The following is a 25,363-nucleotide window of genomic DNA, read 5'->3' on the forward strand; positions in this document are numbered from 1 at the left end:
ATCGACGTCGACAGGCACCTCAATGGCTGTGCAGCCTCTCGCAGGCCCCACCAGGAGGAGGCGCATGAACATGCGCGACAACCCCCGCATACCCCCCATGAACCGCCGCACCTTCATCGGTACGGCAGGCGCCCTGGCGGTCGGCGCGGCCACGCCGGCGCTGCAGGGCACCGCGTACGCGGACACGACCATCACGACCAACCAGACCGGCACCGACCACGGCTACTACTACTCGTTCTGGACCGACGCCCCCGGCACCGTTTCCATGACCCTGTCCTCCGGCGGCAGTTACAGCACCTCGTGGCGGAACACGGGGAACTTCGTGGCAGGCAAGGGCTGGGCCAACGGCTCCCGGCGGACCGTGAACTACTGGGGCTCATTCAACCCCTCCGGCAACGCCTATCTGTCACTCTACGGCTGGACGACGAACCCGCTCGTCGAGTACTACATCGTCGACAACTGGGGCACGTACCGGCCCACCGGCGCGTACCAGGGCACCGTCACCAGTGACGGCGGCACTTACGACATGTACCGCACGACGCGGTACAACGCCCCGTCCGTCGAGGGCAACCGCACCTTCGACCAGTACTGGAGCGTCCGACAGTCCAAGCGCACGGGCGGATCCATCACCACCGGGAACCACTTCGACGCATGGGGCCGCGCCGGGATGCCTCTGGGCAGCTTCAAGTACTACATGATCCTGGCGACCGAGGGCTACCAGAGCAGCGGCAGCTCCAACATCTCGGTGAGCTGAGTGAGTCGGGTCTGCCCGGCCGTCCCGTCGGGCAGGCTCCCTCCCCACCCCCGCCTCAGGTCGAAGGAGCATCCGCATGAGAATCCGACCGGGAAGCACGCGACCACATCACTTGTCGCGCTCCCTCATGGCGAAGCTGGCCGTCGTCGCGACGGTGGGCGCCTGCACCCTCGCCGTCGACCCCGGCGCCTCGGCCCAGGCCGCCGCCTGCACCGGTTACGTCGGGCTGACCTTCGACGACGGCCCGTCCGCCGGCACGCCGGCGCTGCTCGACGTGCTCCGGCAGAACGGACTGCGAGCCACGATGTTCAACGAGGGGCAGTACGCCGCCGCCAACCCGTCCCTGGTACGGGCACAGGTCACCGTCGGCATGTGGGTCGGCAACCACAGCTACACCCACCCCCACCTGCCCCAACTCGGCCAGGCGCAGATCGACTCCGAGATCTCCCGGACCCAGCAGGCCATCGGCAACACGGGCGGTGGCACACCCCGGCTGTTCCGTCCCCCGTACGGCGAGACCAACGCCACGGTCAGGAGCGTCGAGGCCAAGTACGGCCTGACCGAGATCCTGTGGGACGTCGACTCGCAGGACTGGAACGGCGCGAGCACCGATGCGATCGTGCAGGCAGCGGCGCGGCTCACCAACGGCCAGATCATCCTGATGCACGACTGGGCCGCCAACACACGCGCCGCGATCCCACGCATCGCGCAGGGCCTGGCGGGCCGCGGCCTGTGTGCGGGCATGATCTCCCCGCGGACCGGCATTGCGGTGGCCTCGGACGGCTGACATCATCCGTCCGGGGCCCGGTGGCGGTGGCATCACCGATGGACTCGGCGGGACACCAGCAGCCTGCTGCGGACCGGTCAAGACACGCTGCAGGAAAGGCCGTTCAGGCTGAAGGCCGTCGGCTTGGCGAAGCTGCCGTTGTAGGTGGCCTGGTACCCGAAGGAGACCTGGGCGCCGGGGGAGAGGGACGCGTTGTAGGCGAGGCCGTCGGCTGTCACGGCTCCCGACGAGGGAGAGATGCCGGCGTTCCATGTGCTGGTGATCTGCTGCCCCGCAGGCAGGGTGAACGCGAGATGCCAGCCGTCGGCCGGGGAGGAACCCGTGTTGGTCAGCGTGATGTCCGCGGTGTATCCGCCCTGCCATGTGTTCGTGCTGTAGGCCACCTTGCACGCCGTGGGCCCGCTGGGTGGGCCGCTGCCGAGGTCGACGGTCGAGGAGAAGGAGGTGACGGCGAGTCCCGCGCCGTTCTGCCAGGGCTCGAACCCTGCCTGAACGCTCGTCAGATACCAGTTGTTCTGGGCGAGACCGCGGGCGACGGCCTGCCGGGCGAAGTCCATCACGTCGAAGTTCCAGCTGCCGATCGCCGACGGCGCGACGAAGGTCAGGACGTCGTTGGAGCCGTTGTTACCGGACCACAGCTGCCACGGGCGGCCGGCCACGGTGACGGAACCCACCTGCGAGCCCACCGGCTGCACGGCTCCCACATGGTTGAACCAGATCATGATCTCGGTGCGGTTCACACCGTCGGTGCGGGGCGTGGGGTCGAGCCAGATGTCGTAGGCGGCGTCGTAGATGGCTCCGCTCACGTAGTTGTAGGAGATGCTCGTGGGTGCTGCGGCGATGGAGCCGAGGACGGCCGGGAGGTTCGTCCCGGGGGAGCAGTTGGTGTAGTGGCATCCGTTGAACACGGACGGGTAGGACTTCGGGGCGCCGGTGGTCGGCACCGAACCGTCGGCCTGGACGACCCGGAAGCCGTTGTCCGTGGCGGAGACACACTGGGGCTCACTCGTGTTCCAGCGGTTGTTCTGTACGACGTAGCGTCCGCCGATCGTGGTGGAGCCGAACTGTTCGCAGACCGTGGTGTCGGCGTGCGATGTCGAAGCGGCGGTGAGCAGTGCCGCGACTGCGACGAGGGTGGTGAGCAGCGCGCTGAGCAAGGCGTGCGCTCTTCGGGCCTGGGATGCTGACCGGTGCATGCGGATCCTCCGTGTGGGGTGTGGGGAGCCGTGGTGCTTGTTCCTCCGAGGCAGGGGCGACCCGAAGGTGGTCAAGGCTTGAACCAGTGGGAGCGCTCCCATAGTGGGGATGTGTGCGGGCGAGGTCAAGGTGTTGAGAAGTTGAATCATTGGAACCGTGCCAAATAAAAAAGTCGGCAACACCCCTGTGCAGTCGGGTGAGTTGGCGATACGGTCCCTCGCACCAGTGGGAGCGCTTCCATCAGTCGACGCGTCTGTCACGGCGCGCCCGGATACAAGGGCTCGCTCATGCGGCATCCCCGCATTCCTCACCACCGGCCATCGCCAGGGACGTCCGGGGCTCCGTGACGATCACCGTGACGATCCGATCCGGCGGGGGGTTTCTGACCTCCGCCCGCGACGGCACCCCACTCCCTCGGCACCGGCCTGTGCGATCACCTGGTCACCCGCATTCCGTCATCACCCCTCAAGGGGAAGGAATCCACGCTCATGAGCCGTACTCACCTGTCACTGTTCGCCGCGCTGGCGGTGCTCGCCGGATCCTCCGGGGCAGCGCTTCTCGCGGCACCGGCGGGCGCCGCCACCTCCTCGATCCCCTGCTCCGTGGACTACAAGGTGCAGAACCAGTGGGACACCGGCTTCACCGCCGCCGTCACGATCACCAACAACGCGGCCGCCAAGTCGAGTTGGTCGCTGAAATGGTCGTACGCCGGCAACCAGCAGGTCACCAGCGGCTGGAACGCGCAGATCACCCAGAGCGGTGCCGCTGTCACCGTGGCCAACGAGAGCTACAACAACACGCTGGTGAGCGGCGGTTCGGTCAGCTTCGGCTTCAACGGCACCTACACCGGCACCAATGCCTTACCCGCCACCTTCACCCTCGACGGGGTCACCTGCAACGTCGACGACGGCAGTGGCTCCAGTGGTGGTGGCACAGGCGGCGGAGGCGGGGGCGGGGGCACCGGCAACCGGGTCGACAACCCCTACGCCGGGGCCAAGGGGTATGTGGACCCCGAGTGGTCGGCCAAAGCCGCCGCCGAACCCGGTGGCAGCCGCATCGCCCATCAGTCCACCGCCGTCTGGCTCGACCGGATCGCCGCGATCGACGGCGTCGACGGAGGCATGGGCCTGCGCGCGCACCTGGACGAGGCACTCAAGCAGAAGGGCTCCGGCAACCTCGTCATCCAGCTCGTCATCTACGACCTGCCAGGACGCGACTGCGCCGCCCTCGCCTCCAACGGTGAACTCGGGCCGAACGACCTCGACAAGTACAAGAGCCAGTACATCGACCCCATCGCCACGATCCTCGCCGACCCCAAGTACGCGGGCCTGCGCATCGCCACGATCATCGAGCCTGACTCGCTGCCCAACCTGGTCACCAACGCGGGCGGCACCAACACGACCACCGACGCCTGCGTGACCATGAAGAGCAACGGCAACTACGAGAAGGGTGTGTCGTACGCCCTGGGCAAGCTCGGCGCCATCCCGAACGTCTACAACTACCTCGACGCGGGCCACCACGGCTGGCTCGGCTGGGACACCAACCTCGGCCCGTCCGTGCAGGAATTCGCCAAGGTCGCCACTTCCAACGGCGCGAGCGTGAACGACGTGGCCGGCTTCATCGTCAACACCGCCAACTACGGCCCCGTCACGGAGCCGAACGTCAAGGTCACGGACACCGTGAACGGGCAGACCGTGCGCCAGTCGAAATGGGTCGACTGGAACCAGTACGTCGACGAGCAGTCGTACGCGCTCGGTCTGCGGGACAAGCTGATCGCGGCTGGGTTCGACTCCGGCCTCGGCATGCTGATCGACACCTCCCGCGACGGCTGGGGCGGAACCGCCCGGCCCACCGGCCCCGGCCCGCTGACCTCCGTCGACGCGTACGTCAACGGCGGCCGCATCGACCGGCGCGTCCACGTCGGCAACTGGTGCAACCAGAGCGGCGCCGGACTCGGGCAGCGGCCCACCGCGGCCCCGGCCGCCGGTGTCGACGCCTACGTCTGGGTCAAGCCGCCGGGACAGTCCGACGGCTCCAGCACCGCCATCCCCAACGACGAGGGCAAGGGCTTCGACCGGATGTGCGACCCCACGTACGGTGGTAACGCCCGCAACGGCAACAACCCCAGCGGTGCCCTGCCGAACGCGCCGCTGGCCGGGCACTGGTTCTCCGCCCAGTTCCAGCAGCTGATGCAGAACGCCTACCCGCCGCTGCCGTAGTCCTCTGGCGTGGTGTGTGCCCCCCCGGGTCCGGTCCTCGCCGAGGGCCGGACCCGACCGACCGGCCTGCCTGCCTCGAGGTCTTCGGCTCAGCCGAAGACGCGGCGCTGCATCTCGCAGGCCCGTTCGGTGATCGTCCAGGCCGGCGCGTTCGCCGAACACACCGTCCGCTCGGTGGAGCACACCGTCTGCGCGGACCCGTCCTGGACCGGTGAACTGTACGACTACGGTCACACCCCGCCGACCGTGACCGTCGCGTCGGCGACCGTCGACGGACCTTGGCTGAGGGTGGAACTGCCCCGCTCCACCACGATCCGCCTCACCCTCCGGCTCGACCCGTGCACCCGAGTCCCTTCCTACCGCACCCCGTTCGGATGACTGCACGCCCGGCGGCCGACGGGAGCGGCGGCTGTGCTGGAGCGCAGCGAGATCGACGGTGCCAGCAGGATGTGCCGAGGCGGGCCGTCCGGCGTGGTGATGCGTTCCACCAGCAGGGATACGGCCTTCTCGCCCATCTCCAGGGCCGGTACGTCCGCCGCCGTGAGCGGCGGGTGGAAGTCCTCGGCCCACGTCCTGCCCGCCACCGCGGTGAGGGAGAAGTCGTACGGCACTTCGAGACCGGCGTCCGCCAACGCCCTCTGGACACCGGGCAGGGCGGCCTCGTTGATGGTGGTGACAGCGGTGAGATCAGGATGACTCTCCAGGAGCGTGGTGACGCATTCCCGGCCGGAACGGGCATCGTCCCCGCACGGCACTTCGACGCCGTCGATCCCCCGTTCCGCGAGGGCCTTCTCGAAGCCCTCCCTGGCCCTGTGGGCGGGGCCGTAACCCGCCGCGACGAGCTCGGGGGAGCGGGTCACCAGAGCCACCCGGCGGTGCCCCAGATCGGCGAGGTGCCGCACGCAGTGCCGGACCAGGCCGGCATAGTCGACGTCGATCCAGGACATCTCCTGGTCGCCCGCCGTGTGCCCGATGCCGACGAAGGGCAGCCCGGCGTCCTGCAGACGACGGACACGAGAGTCCTCCAGGCTGATCTCCATGAGGATCACACCGTCCACGCGGCTCACCGATATCAACCGCTCGAAGGAACGGTCGTGATCCCGGCCGGAGGGGGACACCAGCACATCCAGATCCACCCGGGCGGCGGCGTCGACCACGCTGGCGACAAAGTCCAGTTGCATGTGCGTGAGCCGGTTCCCCGCGGGCGGGATGACGAGACCGATCGTGCGGGTCCGCCCCTCCTTGAGCGCCCTCGCGGCAGCGTTGGGCCGATAGCCCAACTCGTCGATCACGTCCTGGATACGTCTGCGAGTGCTGGTCGCGACGGGGCGCTTGCCGCTGAGCGCGTACGACACCGTGCTCCGTGACACGCCCGCGCGCCGGGCGATCTCCCCGATGTTCATGCAGCTCCCAAGAACCCGCCGACAGGCCCGCAAGGTTACCGCGTACGAATCGGTTCGCTCCTGGGCCAGGGAGCGGGGAGGACTACTGGGGCTACTGAGACCTTTGGCTTCCGGCGGGACGATTCACGTGGTACCGAAAGGCGTGAATCGAATCGATTCCGCGCAAGCGCTTCGAAGGAAGGCTACAACCGGGGGACGGGGTCAACGGTGTACGCCGCTGAAATACGCGGTCAATGCCTACGGAGGCCACCGGTCACACCGGCGGCTGTCTCCTGCCGAACGGTGCCGCCCGACAGCAGACAGGCGCTCGATCCGCCGGAATCAGCCATCGAATCGATTCCGCGACAAGGTTGAGTCGAGAGACACCTCCCCCTTGACAGTCCCGTGTGGCCAGGAGCACCGTCTCCCTCCGAAACCTCTCTGTAATCTCGCTGAAGCACGGCACGCAAGCGCTTCCGGAGCACAGCGCCACTCGCACAACCCGACCGGGTTGCGCCGGCGCGGTAGGGAGATGAGATGGGAACCACACCTGCACGACGCCGCCCGCTGTCAGGGCGCGAGGGCGTCCCCTGGCTGCTTGCGGCGTTACGACGCCTCGGGCGGCCGAAGAATGTGCGGGACCATGAACTCGGCCATCCGCCGGGGCGTTCGTCCCGCTCCCGGTGGACTCGGCTCGTCCGGACCGGGGCCGCGGCCGCGCTCGTCGCCGGCACACTGGTCGCCGCCACGACAACGGTCCACGCGGCCCAAGCCGCCACAAACACGGCCCACACGGCCCGAGCCGCCACGTCCGGGCCGTGCGACCTCTACGCGGCAGGCGGCACGCCCTGTGTGGCGGCGCACAGCACGACGCGAGCGCTGTACGCCGCGTACAACGGACCGCTCTACCAGGTCCGTCGCGCCTCGGACAACGCCACCCGGGACATCGGTCTGCTGAGCGCGGGCGGGTATGCCGACGCCGCCGCGCAGGACTCGTTCTGCTCAGGGACGACCTGCCTGATCACGGTCATCTATGACCAGTCGGGGCGCAACAACAACCTCACCCAGGCGCCCGGCGGCGGTGCCGCGGGCGGCCCCGACGACCTCGCGAACGCGACCGCCGCGCCCACCACAGTGGGAGGCCACAAGGCCTACGGCGTCTTCGTGGCGCCGGGCACGGGGTACCGCAACAACCACACGAACGGCATCGCGACCGGGGACAACCCCGAGGGCATGTACGCGATCTTCGACGGCACGCACTACAACGGCGGCTGCTGCTTCGACTACGGCAACGCCGAAACGGACAGCAACGACGACGGCAACGGCACCATGGAGGCCATCTACTTCGGCAACATCAAGGTCTGGGGCTACGGGTCGGGCAACGGCCCCTGGATCATGGCCGATCTGGAGAACGGCCTGTTCTCCGGGGTGAACCAGCACTACAACGCGAACGACCCGACCATCAACTACCGGTATACGACCGCCATCATCAAGGGCGGGGCGAACCACTGGGCGATCCGCGGCGGCAACGCCCAGTCGGGCGGCCTGTCCACCTTCTACGACGGGCCGCGCCCCAACGTCGCGGGCTACAACCCGATGCGGAAACAGGGCGCCATCATCCTGGGCACCGGCGGCGACAACAGCAAGGGCGCCCAAGGCACCTTCTACGAGGGAGTGATGACCTCCGGCTACCCCTCGGACGCCACCGAGAACGCGGTCCAGGCCAACATCACCGCGGCCGGGTACAGCAACTCCTCGGGCGGGACGGGCACCGGTCCGCTGCACGCGGTGGGCGCGGGGAAGTGCCTGGACGTGCCGGGGGCGTCCACCACGGCCGGTACGCAACTGCAGATCTGGGACTGCAACGGCGCCGCCAACCAGACCTGGACCCGTACGTCCTCCAACCAGCTGACCGTGTACAGCGGCGGCAGCCAGATGTGCCTGGACGCGTACGACAACCAGACGTCCGCCGGTACCAAGGTGGTGACCTGGCCGTGCAACGGCGGGACCAATCAGCAGTGGCAGGTGAACTCCGACGGCACCGTCACCGGCATGCAGTCCGGGCTCTGCCTCGACGTCACCGGCGCCTCCACGACCAACGGCTCCCTGGCCGAACTCTGGCCGTGCAACGGCGGATCGAACCAGCGATGGCGTCTCGGCTGACCGGAACGTCTCCAGACAGGAAGATGACGATGTCCAGGGCCAGAAGACTCAGTCCCAGAGCCAGCCCCAGAGCCAAACCCGGAGCCAGAGCGCTGCGCGGCCTCTGGGCCGTCCCCGACGGCCTGCTCGCCCTCTTGGCCGGGAGCATGGCCACCGCCGGGACCGCGAGTGCCGGACCGGCCGAGCCCCGGGCGGCGGTCGCCGAACTGTACGTGGCGCCGGGTGCGTCCCCTGGAGGGGACGGCAGCGCCCAGCAGCCGTTCGCCACCATCGACCAGGCGCGGCAGCCCGCGCATCAGCTCTCGGCCGGCTCAGACGTCGTCGTCCACCTGGCCGGTAGCACCTACCGGCTGTCCGAGCCGCTGGCCTTCGGCTCCGGCGACGGCGGCCAGAACGGCCACACCATCAGCTACCAGGCCATGCCCGGGCAGGAGCCGGTCGTGACCGGTGCCGAGCAGGTGCCTGGTTGGCAGGTGCATGATCGGAGTAACGACATCTGGTCGGCCCACGTCGGCACCGGCGTGAACACCCGCCAGGTGTACGTGAACGGCAAGGAGGCGCCGAGGGCGGCGATCCAGGTGCCCCGCTCGGCCTTCAGCTTCACGCAGACCGGCCTGACCATCACCGACTCGCCTCTCGACTACCTGGCGGGCCTGTCGGACCAGAGCCACATGGAAGTCGAGAGCATCGACTCCTTCACCGACCGCTACGCGCCGGTCCAGTCGATCAGCGGCAGGACGGTGACCATGCAGCAGCCCGCATGGAACAACAACTCGTGGGGCTACGACACCATCAACGCGCCGTTCGCCGGCGGGACGATGTACCTGGAGAACAACTACGCGTTTTTGAAGCAGGCCGGGCAGTGGTACCTCGACGCGTCCACCGGAGACCTCTACTACCGGGCCCAGCAAGGACAGAATCCGAGCGGTCTCGACATCGAACTGCCCCGACTGCAGAGCCTGTTGGGCATCGCCGGCAGCTACAGCTCACCGGCCAGGGGGCTGCGCTTCTCCGGCATCCGGTTCACGGGAACCTCCTGGCTCGACCCGAGCGGCTCCGACGGCTACGCGGACCAGCAGAGCGGCGCGCACATCACCGGCGCCTACGCGGTGCCCGCCAACTGGCTCAGCACCTGCAAGTCGGGGTGTCCGCAGTTCGAGGCGACCCGCATCCACTGGGCGCAGATGCCCGCGGCCGTCCAGGTGTCGGCCGCGAGCGGCATCACCTTCTCCGAGCTCGGACAGGCGGGGCTGGGCGTGGGCAACGACGGCGTCGCCAACGCCTCCGGCACCGGACTCGGCGCGAACGGCGTCACCATCACCGGCAACACGTTCACCGACATCGCAGGCAGCGGCATCCAGGACGGCGGGATCCAGCCGGACGCGCACCACCCCGGCAACCCGCAGATGACCAACCAGAACATCACCATCAGCAACAACAAGGTGAGCGGGGTCGGCACCGACTACAAGGAGACCGCCGCGATCCTGTCCACCTCCGTCACCAACGCCACCATCACCCACAACCACTGCGACCACCTGCCCTACGACGGCATCGACATCGGCTGGGGCTGGGGCGCCAACGACCCGGGCGGCAGCCAGGACTACGTCAACCGGGGCACGTACAACTACCAGCCCGTGTACAGCACCCCGACGACGCTGAAGAACAACACCGTCTCCCACAACCTGATCTTCGACACCAAGAACGCGATGTTCGACGGCGGCAGCATCTACAACCTGTCTGCGAACCCCGGCTCGGTGATCTCCGAGATCTACATGTACGACAACCGTCGCACCACCGCGCTGTACCTCGATGAGGGCTCCCGCTACCTGAACGTGTCGAACAACGTGGTGCAGGACGCCGGCAACTGGGCGCTCACCAACGCGAACGCGAACAACCACACCGACGACAGCATGTTCTCCGGCAACTGGTACATCGGCGGCAACACGTACGTGGCCACCGGTCCTCCGCACAACAACCTCCTGAACGACAACGTCCAGGCAAGCGGCACCAGTTGGCCGTCGGGCGCGCAGCAGGTCATCCAGCAGGCGGGCGTCCACTCCTCGGGCGGCAGTGGCGGCTTCCCCACCGGATACCACCAGTTGGTGACCGGCAGCGGCAGTCTGTGCCAGGACGCGTACGGCAACTCCGGCAGCGCGGGCGCCGCGATCGACCAGTGGACCTGCAACGGGCAGAGCAACCAGCAGTTCCAGTTCGTGCCGGCCGCGGGCGGCTACGGGCAGTTGCAGGCGCAGAACTCCGGGCTGGTCGTGGCGGTGTCGGGCGGCTCTACGACCGCCGGAACGCCCGACGTCGTACAGCAGGCCCCGAGCGGAGCGGCCGGGGCTCTGTGGCTGCCGGTGCAGCAGTCCGACGGCTCGTACTCCTTCCAGGACCAGAACAGCGGCCTGTGCCTGGACGTCCACGGCGGCGGCAGCAACCTCGGTCAGCAGCTCGACCAATGGCCCTGCAAGAACACGGCCGGCAGCAACCAGGACTTCACCCCGCGCTGACCGACTCACCCGCTCGTTAACCCCCACCCACTGTCCCGCACCCAGTGAGGATCAAAGATGAAGAAGTCCACGGCACTCCTGGCCGTCGCGCTGACGGCAGCGATCGGCACCGGCACCGCGATGCCCGCGGCGGCCGTCACCGGCACCGGATCAGCGGCCGCCGCCGCGCCCACCTCCCTGCGGCTGATGCCGCTGGGCGACTCCATCACCTGGGGCGTCGGCAGTTCGTCCGGGAACGGCTACCGGGGCTTTCTGTGGAACCGGTTGGCGAACGACGGGCATGCCCTGGACTTCGTGGGGTCGGGCCGCAACGGCACGATGTCCGACCCGGACAACGAGGGCCACTCCGGCTGGCATATCGGCGAGATAGCCGGCATCGCGGACTCCGTGCTGGCCCGGTACCGGCCCAACGTGGTCACCCTGGAGATCGGCACCAATGATCTGAACGGCGGCTCTCAGGCTGACCCCGCCGCCGAACGGCTCCATGCGCTCATCGACCAGATCACGGCCGACGCCCCTGACGCGACGGTCCTCGTCGGCACCGTGATCGTCTCCACCAGCAGCACCGAGGAGGCCACCCGCCCCGCGTTCAACGCCAAGCTGCCCGGCATCGTCCAGGCCGAGCAGGCTGCCGGCAAGCATGTGCGCCTGGTGGACATGAGCGCTCTGACCACCGCGGACCTGTCCGACCCCTTCCACCCCAACGACAACGGCTACAGCAAGATGGCAGACGCCTTCAACGCCGGAGTCCAGGCCGCGGACGCCGCAGGCTGGATCAAGCCGCCGGTCTCCGTGGGCGAGCCGGTGCACTCCGGGGTCGCGGGGAAGTGCCTGGACGTCAACGGCGGCAACAGCGCCAACGGGACCGCCGCGCAGATCTGGTCCTGCAACGGCGGCGACGCGCAGCTGTGGTCCGCGCGCTCGGACGGCACCTTGCGGGCGCTCGGGAAGTGCCTCGACGCCACGGGCGGTGGCACCGCCAACGGCACCAAGATCGAGATCTGGGACTGCAACGGCGGCAGCAACCAACAGTGGCAGGCCTACAACGGCGGTTACCGCAACCCGGTCTCCGGTCGCTGTCTCGACGACCCCGGTGCGTCTGCCACCGACGGCACGCAACTGGTCCTGTGGGACTGCAACGGCGGAGCCAACCAGCAGTGGAGCGCACTGCCGGTCAGTTCGGCCTTGTGACCGGCCCGATTCGCGACCCCGGCACCGGCTTGTGGTCGGTGTCTCTCCCCCACACACAAGGAGAACGATCCGTCATGTTCTGGCTCAACGCAGAGCCCTGTCCGCGCAAGGCCTTGGCCCTGGCCGCCGTACTGGCAGCCGGCACGGCTCTGGCCCTGGCCGGCCCCGCGAACCCCGCCGCTCACGCGGCCTCCGGCACCCTGGGCGCGGTAGCGGCCGAGAGCGGCCGCTACTTCGGCACGGCGGTGGCCGCGGGCAGGCTCGGCGACTCGACGTACTCCACCATCCTCGACCGGGAATTCAACATGATCACCCCGGAGAACGAGATGAAGTGGGACACCACCGAACCCTCCCGCGGCAACTTCAACTTCGGGCCCGGCGACCAGATCGTCAGCCACGCCACCGCGCACGGGCAGCGGATGCGCGGACACACGCTCGTCTGGCACTCCCAACTCCCGTCCTGGGTAAGTTCCATCAGGGACGCGAACACCCTGCGCGGTGTGATGGACAACCACATCACCACCGAGATGAACCACTTCAAGGGCAAGATCTACGCCTGGGACGTGGTCAACGAGGCGTTCGCCGACAACGGCAGCGGCCAGCAGCGCAGTTCGGTGTTCCACGACGTGCTGGGCAACGGCTTCATCGAGGAGGCGTTCCGCACCGCCCGGAACGTCGACCCGGCTGCCAAGCTCTGCTACAACGACTACAACATCGAGAACTGGTCCGACGCCAAGACCCAGGGCGTCTACAACATGGTGCGCGACTTCAAGTCCCGGGGCGTGCCCATCGACTGCGTCGGATTCCAGTCCCACTTCGGCACCGGCGGCCCGCCCGCAAGCTTCCAGACCACCCTGTCCAACTTCGCCGCTCTCGGCGTCGACGTACAGATCACCGAGCTGGACATCGCGCAGGCGCCGGCAAGCGCCTACGCGAACACCGTCAAGGCGTGCATGAACGTGGCGCGTTGCACCGGCATCACCGTGTGGGGCATCCGGGACAGCGACTCCTGGCGCAGCGGGGAGAATCCGCTGCTGTTCGACAACAACGGCAACAAGAAGCCCGCCTACGACGCGGCCCTGTCCGCGCTGGGCGGCGGCGGAACGGGCAACCCGGGCGGCGGCATCGTCTCGGGCCAGGTGTACCAGGTGAGCGCGGCCTCCGCAGGGCGGGTGCTGGACGTGCCGAGCGGGCAGACCGGGAACGGCACGCCGGTGCAGGTCTGGGACGCCAACGGGAGCGCCGCGAACCAGCAGTGGCGGGCGAGTCAGAACAGCGACGGCTCGTACACGCTGACCAACATCGCCAGTGGGCGGGTGCTGGACGAGCCGGGCGGGCAGACGGGCACCGGCACGCGGATGGAGATCTGGGACGCCAACGGCGGCGCGAACCAGCACTGGCGGGCGAGCCGGAACGGCGACGGTTCCTACACCTTGACCAATGCCGCGTCCGGCCGGGAGCTGGAGGTCCCCGCGGGCCAGAGCGCCAACGGGAGCGCCGTCCAGATCTGGGACTCCAACGGCGGTGCCAACCAGCACTGGAATTTCAGGTGAGGCGCTCGGCACCCAGCGCTCGCACCTGATCCCCGAGGAACGCCTGCGTCCGGCACTCCGGTCGTCGCCGGACGCGGGTTTCGGCTGCCCTCAGAGCGGTCTGACCAGGGAAAACATGGGATGGATCACGCTCTGGACGACTCGGAAACTTCTATTGACAGGCCCATGACCCTGTGGGATCACTATGTGACATGGGATGTCTGAGTGTTCCCTGTGCGTGCAGTGGCACTCTCCATCCCCTCCCTCCCCCGCATATCCGAGGACACAGAATGCAGCCTCCATCCGCTCCGCACCGCAGCCCCGCGGCTCGTGCATCGCGCTTACCGGCTGCGGCCGCAGTATCCGTGATGGCGTTGCTGGCCATGTTGCTGGCGACCGCGCCGACCTGGTCGGTGCCAATGTCCGCGGCAGCCCTGGTGAGCTCGCCGTCGGGGCGGTGCCTGGATGTCAAGGGCAACGTCGACACGCCGCGCACGGGGCTGGAGATCTGGGACTGCAACGGCCAGGCCAACCAGGCGTTCGAGTTCACGTCGGCGAGTGAGCTGAGGACGATGAACGGCACCCGGTGCGTGGACGCCTACGACACCCGGACGGCTCCCGGAGCCCCGGTGGTCGTCCGGGGGTGCGACGGGCGGGCGACCCAGGTCTGGCGGCAGAACTCCGACGGGTCCGTCACCGGCGTCGCCTCCGGATTCTGCCTGGATGTGAGCGGGGCGGCAACGGCCGACGGCACCGCGGTCATCCTGTGGACCTGCAACGGCCAGAGCAACCAGAAGTGGACCACGTCGGCACCTCCGCCTCCACCCCCGGCGGGCGGGTCGGGCCCGTGCGACATCTACGCAGCGGGCGGTACGCCGTGCGCGGCCGCGCACAGCACCGTGCGGGCGCTCTACGGTTCGTACAACGGCTCCCTCTACCAGGTCAGGCGCGCCTCGGACAACGCCACCAGGGACATCGGCGTCCTGGCGTCGGGCGGCTTCGCCGACGCGGCGGCGCAGGACGCGTTCTCCGCGGGCACCTCGTGCGTGATCACGGTCGTCCGCGACCAGTCCGGACACGGCAACGACCTGTGGTACCAGGGATCGGCCCAGGTCCCGGGGTCGAGTCAGAGCAGCCCGGCCAAGGCGACGTCCGAGTCGCTGACGGCCGGCGGCAGCAAGGCGTACTCGCTGTACATCAACCCCGGCAACAGCTACTGGCGGGACGGCCATCTGACGGGCGTGCCGACCGGTGCAGTACCCGAGGGCGCGTACATGGTGACCAGCGGCACCCACGTCAACAGCGGCTGCTGCTTCGACTACGGCAACAGTGAGACGACCAGGAAGGCCGATGCCGCCGGGGCGATGGACGCGATCAACTTCGGCACCCAGTGCTGGTTCGGCGGCTGCTCGGGCAGCGGCCCCTGGGTGCAGGCCGATCTCGAATGGGGCCTGTACCCCGGCGGCAGCCAGTCCTGGAACCCCAACCAGCGGGCGTTTCCGAGCAAGTTCGTCACCGCGATGCTGAAGAACAACGGCACGACGAGGTTCGCCCTCAAGGGCGGCAACGCCCAGTCCGGCAGCCTGACCACCCTGTGGGACGGCGGGCTGCCCGGCGGATACAGCCCCATGAAGAAACAAGGAGCCATCGTCCTGGGCAGCGGCGGCGACTGCTGCAAGCCCGGCGGCGGCGCCAACCTGAGCGCCGGCACCTTCTACGAGGGAGCCGTGGTCGCCGGCTACCCCTCCGACGCAACCGACAACGCGGTGCAGGCCAACATCACCGCCGCCGGCTACCGCTGACCCGCACCCAGCTCCCCAACCCGCCCCAGGAGTCGATGACTTATGCCCACGACCACTACCAGAGTAAAGCGTCCTCGGTCGCTGTCCCCACTGCGTTCCCTGCGCAGAACCCTCGCGCTCGCCTTCTCGGCCGTGCTGCTCACCGCGACCGCACCCCTCCTCTCCCTCGGCACGGCAGGGCCCGCCGCCGCACTCGGCAACGGGCTCGCGCCGACCCCACAGATGGGCTTCAACGACTGGAACGCGTACGGCTGCGACGTCACCGAGTCGCTGATCAAGTCCACCGCCCAGGCGATGCACACCAACGGCATGCAGGCGGCCGGGTATTCGTACGTCAACATCGACGACTGCTGGATGACCAACAGCCGGGACTCCGGCGGCCACCTGGTGCCGGACCCGGCGAAGTTCCCCGATGGCATCAAGGGCACCGCGGACTACGTGCACTCGCTCGGGCTGAAGCTGGGGATCTACGAGTCCGCGGGCACCGCGACCTGTGCGGGATACCCGGGCAGCCTGGGCCACGAGACCACGGACGCGCAGTCGTTCGCGTCGTGGGGCGTCGACTACCTCAAATACGACAACTGCAACAACACCGGCGTGCCGGCGCGCACCCGGTACACCGCGATGCGGGACGCCCTGGCGGCCACCGGACGGCCGATCCTGTACAGCCTGTGCAACTGGGGCCAGGAGAACGTGTGGACCTGGGGCGCGGACGTCGGCAACAGCTGGCGCACCACCGGCGACATCAGCCCGACCTTCTCCAGCATGCTGTCGATCTTCCACAGCAACGTGGGACTGGCCTCCTACGCGGGCCCCGGCCACTGGAACGACCCGGACATGCTGGAGGTGGGCAACGGCTCGATGACAGCCACCGAGAGCCGCACTGAGTTCAGTCTGTGGGCAGAGATGGCCGCGCCGCTGATCGCGGGCACCAACATTCCGTCGGCCAGCGCCGACACTTTGTCCCTCCTGACCAACTCCCGAGTGATCGCGGTCGACCAGGACTCCCTCGGCAAGCAGGGGACCATGGTGTCCTCCTCGGGCGGCCTGGACGTGCTGGCCAAGCCGCTCGCCAACGGAGACGTGTCGGTGGCGCTGTTCAACGAGACGGGATCCACGGCGACCATCACCACCACCGCTTCGGCGATCGGGAAGACCGGGGCGTCCGCCTACACCCTCACCGACCTGTGGTCGGGCGCGTCCTCGACCACCTCCGGCACCATCAGCGCCTCGGTACCGGCGCACGGCACGGTCATGTACCGGGTCGCGGGCGGCACCAGCGGTGGCGGCGGCACCAGCGTGACCGGCCCGCTGCACGCGGTCGGCGCGGGCAAGTGCCTGGACGTGCCGAACTCCACCACGACCGCGGGCACCCAGGTGGAGATCTGGAGCTGCAACGGCGGCGCCAACCAGACCTGGACGCACACCGCCTCCAACCAGCTCACCGTCTACTCCGGCAGCGGTCAGATGTGCCTGGACGCCTACAACAACCAGACCACACCGGGGACGAAGGTGGAGATCTGGCAGTGCAACGGCCAGAGCAACCAGCAGTGGTCGCTGAACTCCGACGGCACGATCACCGGCGTCCAGTCCGGCCTGTGCCTGGACGTCACCGGCGGGGCCACGGCTGACGGAACCCTCGCCCAGCTGTGGACCTGCAACGGCGGCAGCGGCCAGCGGTGGACGCTGGGCTGACCCCGTCCTCCCCACGGCCACCGGCAGCTTCGGTGCCGTCGTACGGCGGCACCGCCACCCAGGAGGTCTCCTTGCCCGGATCCTTGCCCGGATCAGCAACCGATCGCCGACGAAGGCGTCTCCCGGCCGTGCTCCTGATCGCCCTGGCGATGGCCCTGGCAGCGCTCGGAACACCCTCGTTCGCCACCTCCGCGCGGACCGGCACACCTGCCGCCGTCCACGCGCCCGTGCCCGCGGCGGACGCGTCGCTTCCGTGCGACCTCTACGCGGCGGGCGGCACGCCGTGCGTCACGGCGCACGCCACCACCAGGGCACTCTTCGCGGCGTACAACGGACCGCTCTACCAGATCCAGCGGGCCTCCGACCACACCTACCGCGACATCGGAGTGCTCACCGCGGGCGGATACGCCGACGGCGCCTCCCAGGTGTCGTTCTGCGCGGGCACGTCCTGCACGATCACGAAGATCTACGACCAGACCGCCAAGCACAACGACATGCCGATCTCCTGGGGCGGCTACTGGAAGGGCCCGGGTCCGAACGGATCCGACGTCGGGGCCGACGCCATGGCCCTGCCGGTGACCGCGGCCGGTCACCAGGTGTTCGGCGTCAAGGTCACCCCGGGCGTCGGTTACCGGCTCGACCACGCGAGCGGCGTGCCCACCGGCGCCCAGCCCGAGGGCATCTACATGGTGACCTCGTCGAACTACACGAGCCAGTGGTGCTGCTTCGACTACGGCAGCGGCGAGAACTCCCACACGGACACCGGCAACGCCACCATGAACGCCATCTACTGGGGCACCGCCTGCTGGTTCGGCGGCTGCACGGGCAGCGGCCCCTGGGTCGAGGCCGACCTGGAGAACGGCATGTTCCACACCAACACCGGCTCCAACAAGGACCCGAACAACCCCGGTGTGCACTATCCGTTCGTCAGCGCGTGGCTGAAGAACAACGGCACCAGCAACTTCACCCTCAAATACGGCAACGGCACGAGCGGCGGCCTGACCACCACCTTCTCCGGTCCCCTGCCGAACGGCTACTCGCCGATGAAGGTCGACAGTTCGGTCCTGCTCGGCACCGGGGGCGACAACAGTCCCAATCGCGTGGGCGAGTTCTTCGAAGGCGCGATCACGGCCGGCTATCCGTCCGACGCCACCGAGAACGCGGTCCAGGCCGCCATCACCGCCGCCAACTACGGAACGGGAAGCGGTAGCGGCACGACCGGTGCCGTGCACGCGGTGGGTGCGGCCAAGTGTCTCGACGTGCCGGGCGCATCCACGACGGCGGGTACGCAGCCGCAGATCTGGGACTGCAACGGCGCGGTGAACCAGACGTGGACCGCGACCGCGTCCCACCAGCTCGCCGTGTACTCCGGCAGTAGCCAACTGTGCCTGGACGCCTACGACAAGGGCACCAGCCCGGGCATGAAGGTCATCACCTGGCCCTGCAACGGCCAGACCAACCAGTAGTGAACCTCAATGCCAACGGCACCGTCACCAGTGCCCAGTCCGGCCTGTGTCTGGACGTGACCAGCGCCGCCACCGCCAACGGCAGCCTCGTACAGCTGCGGACCTGCAACGGCGGATCCAACCAGAAGTGGTCGCTGAGCTGACCCGATGAATCGCTCTATCGCTGAATCGCCGTATCGCTGAACCGCCGGCCCATAGGAGGTCCGTATGAGGACGCGAGCGAGGGACCGCCGTGTGCTGCTCTCCGTCGGCGTCGTGTTGGCGTTCGTGCTGCAGCTGCTGTCGGCGGCCGGGAGCCGTGCCGCCGCGGGCGAGGCGCTGAGCGTGAACCTGGCGTCGACGCGAGGCCCGTCGACCGGTGTGGGTGAGGGGATTCTCTACGGCTTCACCCAGGACGGCAGCCAACCAGCGGACCAGTTCATCCAGCCGCTGGGGATCAACGCGTTCCGCGGCGGGGGCTGGTTCTCCGGCGGCTGGATCAAGGACAACTACCAGTACGGTGCGGCCAGTCGGGCCGACGTCGACTCGATCATCGCGCAGGCGAAACGGCTGACCCGGCCGCCGTACCACACCCAGTACCAGGTGCTGGTCAGCGACATCTACGGCGCGAACGGCGGCCAGCCGTCCAACACGACGTACCCGTGCGACAACGGCAACTGCACCAACTGGATCAGCTTCATCGACTCCACCGTGGGAGCGCTCCAGGCGTCGGGACTGACGTTCTCCTACGACATCTGGAACGAGCCCGACATCTCCTACTTCTGGACCCGGGGTGTCAACAGCGCCCAGTACTTCCAGATGTGGGACACCGCCTACCGGGAGATCCGGCGCATCGCCCCCTCGGCGCAGATCGTGGGGCCGTCCTTTGCCTTCACCCCGCAGGGCAGAGCGGATCAATGGAAGACCTGGCTCGCGCACGTGAAGGCGGCCGGAACGGTACCGGACATGATCACCAACCACGACGAGGGCGATGTCGATGACCCGGTCACCGTCTCGCAGGCCCTCAACAGCAGCCTGGACGCGGCGGGCATCAGCCGAAGCCCGCTGTCCGCGAACGAGTACCAGCCCTCCGACCGGCAGACGGCCGGAGTGACCGCCTGGTATCTGGCACGGTTCGCGCAGTCCGGATACACCAACGCGATGCGCGGCAACTGGGTGTGCTGCATGACCCCGAACCTGACCGGAGTCCTGACCCAGAGCGGGGGCAGCTGGCAGCCGACCGGCGACTGGTGGGCGCTGCGGGACTACGCGGACCTGACCGGCACCCTCGTGGACACCTCGGGGCAGGTCGGCTCGACGGCGATCTCGGCTTCCGAGGACTCCGCCAACAAGCGCGCGGTGGCTATCATCGGTGACTCGAACGGGTACACCGGCGCCGCGTCCGTGGCCTTCAACGGGCTGGCGTCCGTGCCCTGGCTGGCGAACACCGGCCGCGTGCACGTCACCGTGCACTGCAGCCCGGACCAGGCGCCGCCCCACAGACCGTGTACGACCAGAACGTGAGCACCTCGGGCGGTTCGATCACCGTGCCGTTCACGTTCCAGGCCTCGCATGACGCGTTCGCCGTCTATCTGACACCGGCCTCGTCGGGCGACGCCTTCCCGAGCGGCTACCACCAACTCGTTGCCGCGCACAACAGCTTGTGCCTGGACGTGTACGGGAATTCCGGCAGCGCGGGCGCCACGATCCGAGCAGTGGACCTGCAACGGGCAGAGTAACCAGCAGTTCCAGTTCGTGCCGGGCTCGGGCGGCTACGGCGAACTGCGGGCCCAGTACTCAGGCCTTGACGTGGCGGTGTCCGGTGGCTTGGCCACGGCGGGCACCCCGGACATCGTGCAGCAGGCCGTGGGCGCGGCGGCCGCCGCCCTGTGGCTGCCGATTTCCTCGAGCCGGTCACGGCGCCGGGCGACCAGGGCGACGGCGGCGCCCTCCGCGGCGAGGCTCAGGGCGGTTGCCTCGCCGATGCCGCTGCTGGCGCCGGTCACCAGGGCAACGGTGTTCTGCAGACGTGCGGACATGACTGTCTCCTTGATCTGGATCGAGATCGAAACCGGGGGGTGGGAAGGAATGCGTGAAGGCGGCGATGCGGTGGTGGCCGCCCGGTGCCCGTTGCGGGCCCGCGGCTGCTGGTGCTGGACGGTGCCGTCAGGCGGCCGTGGAGACGGTCGTGAGCATGTCGAGGGAGACCTGCCACAGGCGGGCCGCGTTGTGAAGGTCCATCGCGTGGGCGGCGACTCCCCGGCGCACACCGGGCCGGTGCGGGCCGGATGTTGGGAAAGCGGTTACCGGGGCGTAGCGAATGGACGCCCGTCCCCTCTAGGCTCTGCGCGGCCACGGGCACTGCAGTGTGAGAGAGGATTGGCATGCGCATGATCTACCGAAGAGTGGGGGCCGTGTTGCCGGCCGTCTTGGCCCTGCTGCTCGCCCTGACAACGATGCCGTCCGCCCATGCCGACGACCTCGCCGGGGCGACGCTGGCCGAGGTCTCCGGCACCGGCATCCACAACACGTATGACGACAAGTCGACGTACACCTACCTGGCCAACGCCCTGGACACCGGTACCTCCCTGGTGGAACTGGACACCTGGGTCAACGTGTTCAATGGCAAGTGGGACGTGAGCCACAGCAACCCGCTGGGCAGCGACAACAACTGCGTCCAGGCGGACACGGTCGCCGACCTCTACACCGGCAACCGCAACCAGAACCTGGACAGCTGCCTCGACGACATCCGGATCTGGCTGCAGGCCCACCCTTCCAGCCACCCGATCATGGTCAAGATCGAGATGAAGAACGGGTTCGACAACACCCTCGGAATGAACCCGACTTCGTTCGACGCGTACGTCGAGGCCCACCTCGGCAGCGTCCTCTACACCCCCGCCGACCTGCTCACCAAGAGCGGCGGCACCCGCTACCCGGATCTCGACACCGCCGCCCGTGCGAACAACTGGGCCGGAAACTCCGTGTTGAGCGGCAAGGCGATCGTGGAGATCATCCCGGGCGCCTTCGAGCAGGCCGTCGACCCCGCCTCCAGCTGGGTGGACGTCGTCTATGCGCAGCGCCTCAAGGACCTGAACGCCGCCGGGAGCATCGACCAGGCCGCCGTCTTCCCCGGCGTCCTCGGCGCGCAGGCCGTCGACCCGCGCACCCGGTACAGCGACACGACCCTGCGCCCCTGGTTCGTGGTGTTCGACGCGGACGCGGCCGCCTGGGTCGGCGACGGGGACACCCAGTGGTATGACACCCATCACTACCTGACAATCGTCACCGACGCCTACGACGTGTCGCCCGCCCTCAGCTCCTCCGACCCTTCCCTGGCGGACGCCCGGGCGCGCGTCGCCGAACTCGCCGCCGACGGCGCCTCGTACATCTCCACCGACTGGATCACCGCCCCGGCGAACGGCGTGCTCGGCGAGGTGCTGAGCCGTGGCTGACGTCCTGCGCTCTCGCACCCTGCTCCGGGTGCTGGCGGCCGGCGCGATGGCACTCGCCTTCGCCCTGCCCGGCCAACTCGCTCCGACGGCACGGGCCGCGACCGCCTCCGACCCCGTGCCGCTGGTCAACCCCTACATCGGCACCGGCGGCAACAACGACTTCAGCGCCGGGAACACCTTCCCCGGCGCCGACGTCCCGCACGGCATGCTCCAGTGGTCCCCGGACACCACCTCCCGGCCCAAGGGCGGCGGATACAACTACGCCGACTCGGCCGTCTCCGGCTTCAGCCTCACCCACGTCTCCGGCGTCGGCTGCGACGCGGCCGGAGACCTGCCCATCCTGCCTGTCGTCGGTTCGATCGGCTCCGACCCCGGCTCCACGACCGAGTCGTTCTCCCACGCGAACGAGACGGCGGCACCCGGCTCGTACGCGGTCGCCCTCGGCAACGGCACCAGCGTGGCGCTCACCACGACCACGCACGCGGGCATCGGCCAGTTCACCTTCCCTGCCTCCACCCAGGCTGACCTGCTGCTGAAACTGAACGGCACGCAGACCCCGTACACCTCCTCGACGCTGAACGTGACGGGCGGTGACACGGTGACCGGTTCCGTGACCAGCACAGGCTTCTGTGAGGCAACCAACCCCTTCACCGTCTACTTCGCCCTCACCTTCGACCACCCCTTCACCGCCAGCGGCGGCTACAGCGGCGGTGAGTACCTCACCTTCGACACCACGAGCAGCCGTACGGTCCAGGCTCGGGTCGGCATCTCCTACACGTCGACGGCCGAGGCAGCCGCCAACAGGGACGCGGAGGCCACCGGCAGGAGCTTCGCCGACGTGAAGTCCGCCGCGACGACGGCCTGGCGGAACGAGCTGTCGAAGATCACGGTCAGCGGCGGCACCAGCGACCAGCAGAGCGTCTTCTACACCGCCCTCTACCACGCCTCGCTCTTCCCCAGCGTGGTCAGCGACGCCGACGGCTCCTACCGCGGCTACGACAACGCCGTGCACACCGTGACCGGCGGCCACAGCGCCCAGTACACGGACTTCTCCAACTGGGACACCTACCGCTCCCAGGCACAGCTCACGGCGCTGCTCGACCCGTCGGCCGCCTCCGACATGGCGCAGTCCATCGTCAACGACTACGCGCAGGGCGGCACCCTCACCAAGTGGGGCATGGCCACCGGAGAGACGCACATCATGGTCGGCGACCCGGCCGTCCCCGTGCTGGCCGACTACTACGCCTTCGGTGCACGGCACTTCGACACCGCCACGGCCCTGTCCGCCATGATCAAGGAACAGACCACCGATACCGATGTCACGCCCGGTGTGACGTACCTGGACTCCTTCGGTTACCTGCCCACCAACTCGCCGTACGGCTGCTGCCACGAGTACGCCACCACCTCCACCCAACTCGAGTACGACACCGACGACTTCGCCCTGTCGCAGTTCGCGGGCACACTCGGCGACAGCGCGAACCAGAAGAAGTTCCTGAACCGGGCGCAGGACTGGGAGAACATCTTCAACACGTCCTCCGGTTACATCCAGCCACGGCACTCCAACGGCCGTTGGATGGATGGCTTCAACGCCAAGCTGATCACCGGCACCTCGAACAACGACTTCGCCGAGGGCGACGCCTTCACCTACACCCCGATGATCCCCTTCAACCTGGCCAAACTGGCGTCCCTGGAGGGCGGCACCTCGTCGTTGGCGTCGTACCTGGACAGCGTACTCAGCGGCTATCAGGGGCTGGGAAGCGTCATCGGCACCCAGTCCAACATGGGCAACGAGCCCAGCATCGGGCTGCCGTGGGAGTACGACTGGGTCGGAGAGCCGTACAAGACGCAGTCCACGGTGCGTGCCGTCCAGGACCAGCTGTGGAGCAACACCGCCGGTGGCGAGCCCGGCAACGACGATCTCGGCGAGATGAGCGCCTGGTACGTCTGGTCCGCGCTCGGCCTCTACCCGGAGACACCGGGAACCGCCGACCTCGCCATCGGCAGCCCGCTGTTCACCTCGGCCGTCATCACTGCGGGCGGGCACACGCTGACCGTCAACGCCCCCGCTGCGGCGGACGGTTCACCGTATGTCCAGGCCCTGACTCTGAACGGCACGGCCTGGAACAAGGCCTACGTACCGGCTTCGTATGTGAGCGCCTCCACCGAACTGGACTTCACGCTCTCCTCGACAGCCGACACACAGTGGGCGTCGGACGCCTCGGCCGCACCGCCGTCCTACGACGGCACCCCGGGCACGGGAGCGGCCCAGCCGAGCGGGCCGCTCACCGAGACCGCCACCGGCAAGTGCGTCGACGATGCCGGCTCCGGCAGCTCGAACGGCACGGCCGTCCAGATCTACACCTGCAACGGCACCGACGCGCAGACCTGGAAGGCCGTCCCCGACGGCACCCTGCAGGTGGTCAACGACTGCATGGACGTCACCGGGGGCGCGACCACCTCCGGCACGAAGATCCAACTCCACACCTGCAACGGCACCCAGGCCCAGCAATGGCAGTCCGACAGCAAGGGGGAACTCCTCAACCCGGTCTCGGGCCTGTGCCTCACCGATTCCAGCAACGGCGCGACGAACAAGACCCAGTTGACCCTCGCCACCTGCGCGGGCAGCACCGGCCAGCGCTGGACCCTGCCCTCGTGAAGTGGGGTGGGTCAGGTCTGCCTGGAGTGCATGAGGTTGTTGGCGACCTCGTCGGGGCACTTCCGGCGTGGCCTGCGCAGGTGCCGGTCGCGCTGCCAGGCGAACGTCGCGGGCGCCGGGGGCGCGGTCATGGTGACCGGGGCGGCGCTCAGCGCGGTGCCCCGTCGCCCTGGCGGCCGTCGACGTCACCGCGACGGTGTTCGTGATGAACGGCGGCGGCCGGTTCCAGCGCTGGCACCTGCTCGCTGAAGCCCGCCGCCACCTCGCTCTCGCCCTGCGCGGCCGCCGCCGCGACCCGGGCCTGGACAACGCGATCGCGGACGCCGCCCTCGCCGCGCACTGCCTGGACATCAGCGAGCCGGAGACGCTGCGCGGCCGGGCGCAGGGTAGTGCCACCCGCTCGAACAGCACCCGCAACGGCTCCGGTCCAAGACGCTGGCGCGCCTGGGAAATCGCACCCGTTGTGGGAACGGTCCAGTCCTTGCGCCATGTCCCCAGAAAACGCAGACCGTCCCAGATCTTGCGTGGGTATCCCCGGCTTCAGCCGGGGAGGGAAACGCATCCTCGGACCGGAGGCG

General features: G+C 68.7%; 16 protein-coding genes and 4 pseudogenes. 15 read left to right on the top strand and 5 right to left on the bottom strand.

Annotation, left to right across the window (positions count from 1 at the left end):
- The first annotated feature begins 64 nt into the window (after positions 1-64).
- Positions 65-754 carry a glycoside hydrolase family 11 protein gene (locus AB5L52_RS44585; RefSeq protein WP_369368709.1) on the top strand — a complete coding sequence of 230 codons (690 nt, stop codon included), beginning with the start codon at positions 65-67 and terminating at the stop codon, positions 752-754.
- Positions 755-881: 127 nt separating this feature from the next.
- Positions 882-1,541, top strand: a complete 660-nt coding sequence (locus AB5L52_RS44590; RefSeq protein ID WP_369368710.1) for a polysaccharide deacetylase family protein — start codon at positions 882-884, stop codon at positions 1,539-1,541.
- Positions 1,542-1,618: 77 nt separating this feature from the next.
- Here AB5L52_RS44590 and AB5L52_RS44595 read toward each other — a convergent pair whose 3' ends face one another.
- A complete protein-coding gene (locus AB5L52_RS44595) occupies positions 1,619-2,737 on the bottom strand; it encodes a cellulose binding domain-containing protein (RefSeq protein WP_369368711.1) in 1,119 nt (372 codons plus the stop codon).
- A 489-nt stretch (positions 2,738-3,226) separates the two neighbouring features.
- On the opposite strand from AB5L52_RS44595, the gene AB5L52_RS44600 reads away from it, so the two are divergent.
- Positions 3,227-4,957 carry a glycoside hydrolase family 6 protein gene (locus tag AB5L52_RS44600; protein ID WP_351029040.1) on the top strand — a complete coding sequence of 577 codons (1,731 nt, stop codon included), beginning with the start codon at positions 3,227-3,229 and terminating at the stop codon, positions 4,955-4,957.
- A 129-nt stretch (positions 4,958-5,086) separates the two neighbouring features.
- On the top strand, positions 5,087-5,335 hold the full coding sequence (locus tag AB5L52_RS44605; RefSeq protein ID WP_369368712.1) for a hypothetical protein: 249 nt from the start codon (positions 5,087-5,089) through the stop codon (positions 5,333-5,335).
- Here the strand turns inward: AB5L52_RS44605 and AB5L52_RS44610 are convergent.
- Positions 5,314-6,360 (bottom strand): LacI family DNA-binding transcriptional regulator, encoded by a 1,047-nt coding sequence (locus AB5L52_RS44610; protein WP_369368713.1) that lies wholly within the window; start codon positions 6,358-6,360, stop codon positions 5,314-5,316. The two genes, AB5L52_RS44605 and AB5L52_RS44610, sit on opposite strands and share 22 nt — an antisense overlap.
- Before the next feature lie 516 nt (positions 6,361-6,876).
- On the opposite strand from AB5L52_RS44610, the gene AB5L52_RS44615 reads away from it, so the two are divergent.
- The 9 genes and pseudogenes from AB5L52_RS44615 (at position 6,877) to AB5L52_RS44655 (ending at position 20,416) form a co-directional block, all read left to right on the top strand.
- Positions 6,877-8,502 (top strand): arabinofuranosidase catalytic domain-containing protein, encoded by a 1,626-nt coding sequence (locus tag AB5L52_RS44615; protein WP_369368714.1) that lies wholly within the window; start codon positions 6,877-6,879, stop codon positions 8,500-8,502.
- A 29-nt stretch (positions 8,503-8,531) separates the two neighbouring features.
- Positions 8,532-11,012, top strand: coding sequence for an RICIN domain-containing protein (locus tag AB5L52_RS44620; RefSeq protein ID WP_369368715.1), 2,481 nt, complete (start codon positions 8,532-8,534; stop codon positions 11,010-11,012).
- Between the two features lie 57 nt (positions 11,013-11,069).
- Complete coding sequence (locus tag AB5L52_RS44625) at positions 11,070-12,203, top strand: ricin-type beta-trefoil lectin domain protein (protein ID WP_369368716.1); 1,134 nt, start codon at positions 11,070-11,072, stop codon at positions 12,201-12,203.
- Positions 12,204-12,277: 74 nt separating this feature from the next.
- Positions 12,278-13,753 (top strand): annotated as a pseudogene (locus AB5L52_RS44630) (endo-1,4-beta-xylanase); the annotation flags it as partial.
- A gap of 350 nt (positions 13,754-14,103) precedes the next feature.
- The gene (locus AB5L52_RS44635) at positions 14,104-15,537 is read left to right on the top strand and encodes an arabinofuranosidase catalytic domain-containing protein (RefSeq protein WP_369368717.1); all 1,434 of its coding nucleotides are present in this window, start codon (positions 14,104-14,106) and stop codon (positions 15,535-15,537) included.
- Positions 15,538-15,579: 42 nt separating this feature from the next.
- A complete protein-coding gene (locus AB5L52_RS44640) occupies positions 15,580-17,232 on the top strand; it encodes an RICIN domain-containing protein (RefSeq protein ID WP_369368718.1) in 1,653 nt (550 codons plus the stop codon).
- A gap of 149 nt (positions 17,233-17,381) precedes the next feature.
- Positions 17,382-18,841, top strand: a pseudogene (locus AB5L52_RS44645) (arabinofuranosidase catalytic domain-containing protein).
- A gap of 64 nt (positions 18,842-18,905) precedes the next feature.
- A complete protein-coding gene (locus AB5L52_RS44650; RefSeq protein WP_369368719.1) occupies positions 18,906-20,201 on the top strand; it encodes a hypothetical protein in 1,296 nt (431 codons plus the stop codon).
- Positions 20,198-20,416, top strand: coding sequence for a hypothetical protein (locus tag AB5L52_RS44655; RefSeq protein WP_351573465.1), 219 nt, complete (start codon positions 20,198-20,200; stop codon positions 20,414-20,416). The genes AB5L52_RS44650 and AB5L52_RS44655 overlap by 4 nt, the downstream gene beginning before the upstream one ends.
- Before the next feature lie 159 nt (positions 20,417-20,575).
- Here the strand turns inward: AB5L52_RS44655 and AB5L52_RS44660 are convergent.
- Positions 20,576-20,716, bottom strand: a pseudogene (locus AB5L52_RS44660) (SDR family NAD(P)-dependent oxidoreductase); the annotation flags it as partial.
- Between the two features lie 351 nt (positions 20,717-21,067).
- On the opposite strand from AB5L52_RS44660, the gene AB5L52_RS44665 reads away from it, so the two are divergent.
- Positions 21,068-22,129 carry a hypothetical protein gene (locus AB5L52_RS44665; RefSeq protein ID WP_369368720.1) on the top strand — a complete coding sequence of 354 codons (1,062 nt, stop codon included), beginning with the start codon at positions 21,068-21,070 and terminating at the stop codon, positions 22,127-22,129.
- A complete protein-coding gene (locus AB5L52_RS44670; RefSeq protein WP_369368721.1) occupies positions 22,122-24,785 on the top strand; it encodes a lectin in 2,664 nt (887 codons plus the stop codon). The genes AB5L52_RS44665 and AB5L52_RS44670 overlap by 8 nt, the downstream gene beginning before the upstream one ends.
- A gap of 148 nt (positions 24,786-24,933) precedes the next feature.
- Here AB5L52_RS44670 and AB5L52_RS44675 read toward each other — a convergent pair whose 3' ends face one another.
- Both AB5L52_RS44675 and AB5L52_RS44680 read right to left on the bottom strand, forming a co-directional pair.
- Positions 24,934-25,125, bottom strand: a complete 192-nt coding sequence (locus AB5L52_RS44675) for a hypothetical protein (RefSeq protein ID WP_351573472.1) — start codon at positions 25,123-25,125, stop codon at positions 24,934-24,936.
- 32 nt (positions 25,126-25,157) lie between these two features.
- Positions 25,158-25,310 (bottom strand): annotated as a pseudogene (locus AB5L52_RS44680) (transposase domain-containing protein); the annotation flags it as partial.
- Positions 25,311-25,363 lie beyond the last annotated feature (53 nt).

Origin of the sequence: Streptomyces sp. CG4 (assembly GCF_041080655.1) — a bacterium.
Lineage (GTDB): Bacteria > Actinomycetota > Actinomycetes > Streptomycetales > Streptomycetaceae > Streptomyces.

Bases quoted from the DNA above. Each gene is read 5' to 3' on its own strand.
- AB5L52_RS44625 (WP_369368716.1), top strand. From the start codon at position 11,070: ATGAAGAAGTCCACGGCACTCCTGGCCGTCGCGCTGACGGCAGCGATC.
- AB5L52_RS44640 (WP_369368718.1), top strand. From the start codon at position 15,580: ATGCCCACGACCACTACCAGAGTAAAGCGTCCTCGGTCGCTGTCCCCA.
- AB5L52_RS44600 (WP_351029040.1), top strand. From the start codon at position 3,227: ATGAGCCGTACTCACCTGTCACTGTTCGCCGCGCTGGCGGTGCTCGCC.
- AB5L52_RS44665 (WP_369368720.1), top strand. From the start codon at position 21,068: ATGATCTACCGAAGAGTGGGGGCCGTGTTGCCGGCCGTCTTGGCCCTG.
- AB5L52_RS44650 (WP_369368719.1), top strand. From the start codon at position 18,906: ATGAGGACGCGAGCGAGGGACCGCCGTGTGCTGCTCTCCGTCGGCGTC.
- AB5L52_RS44585 (WP_369368709.1), top strand. From the start codon at position 65: ATGAACATGCGCGACAACCCCCGCATACCCCCCATGAACCGCCGCACC.
- AB5L52_RS44610 (WP_369368713.1), bottom strand. From the start codon at position 6,360: ATGAACATCGGGGAGATCGCCCGGCGCGCGGGCGTGTCACGGAGCACG.
- AB5L52_RS44590 (WP_369368710.1), top strand. From the start codon at position 882: ATGGCGAAGCTGGCCGTCGTCGCGACGGTGGGCGCCTGCACCCTCGCC.
- AB5L52_RS44615 (WP_369368714.1), top strand. From the start codon at position 6,877: ATGGGAACCACACCTGCACGACGCCGCCCGCTGTCAGGGCGCGAGGGC.
- AB5L52_RS44595 (WP_369368711.1), bottom strand. From the start codon at position 2,737: ATGCACCGGTCAGCATCCCAGGCCCGAAGAGCGCACGCCTTGCTCAGC.
- AB5L52_RS44635 (WP_369368717.1), top strand. From the start codon at position 14,104: ATGGCGTTGCTGGCCATGTTGCTGGCGACCGCGCCGACCTGGTCGGTG.
- AB5L52_RS44620 (WP_369368715.1), top strand. From the start codon at position 8,532: ATGTCCAGGGCCAGAAGACTCAGTCCCAGAGCCAGCCCCAGAGCCAAA.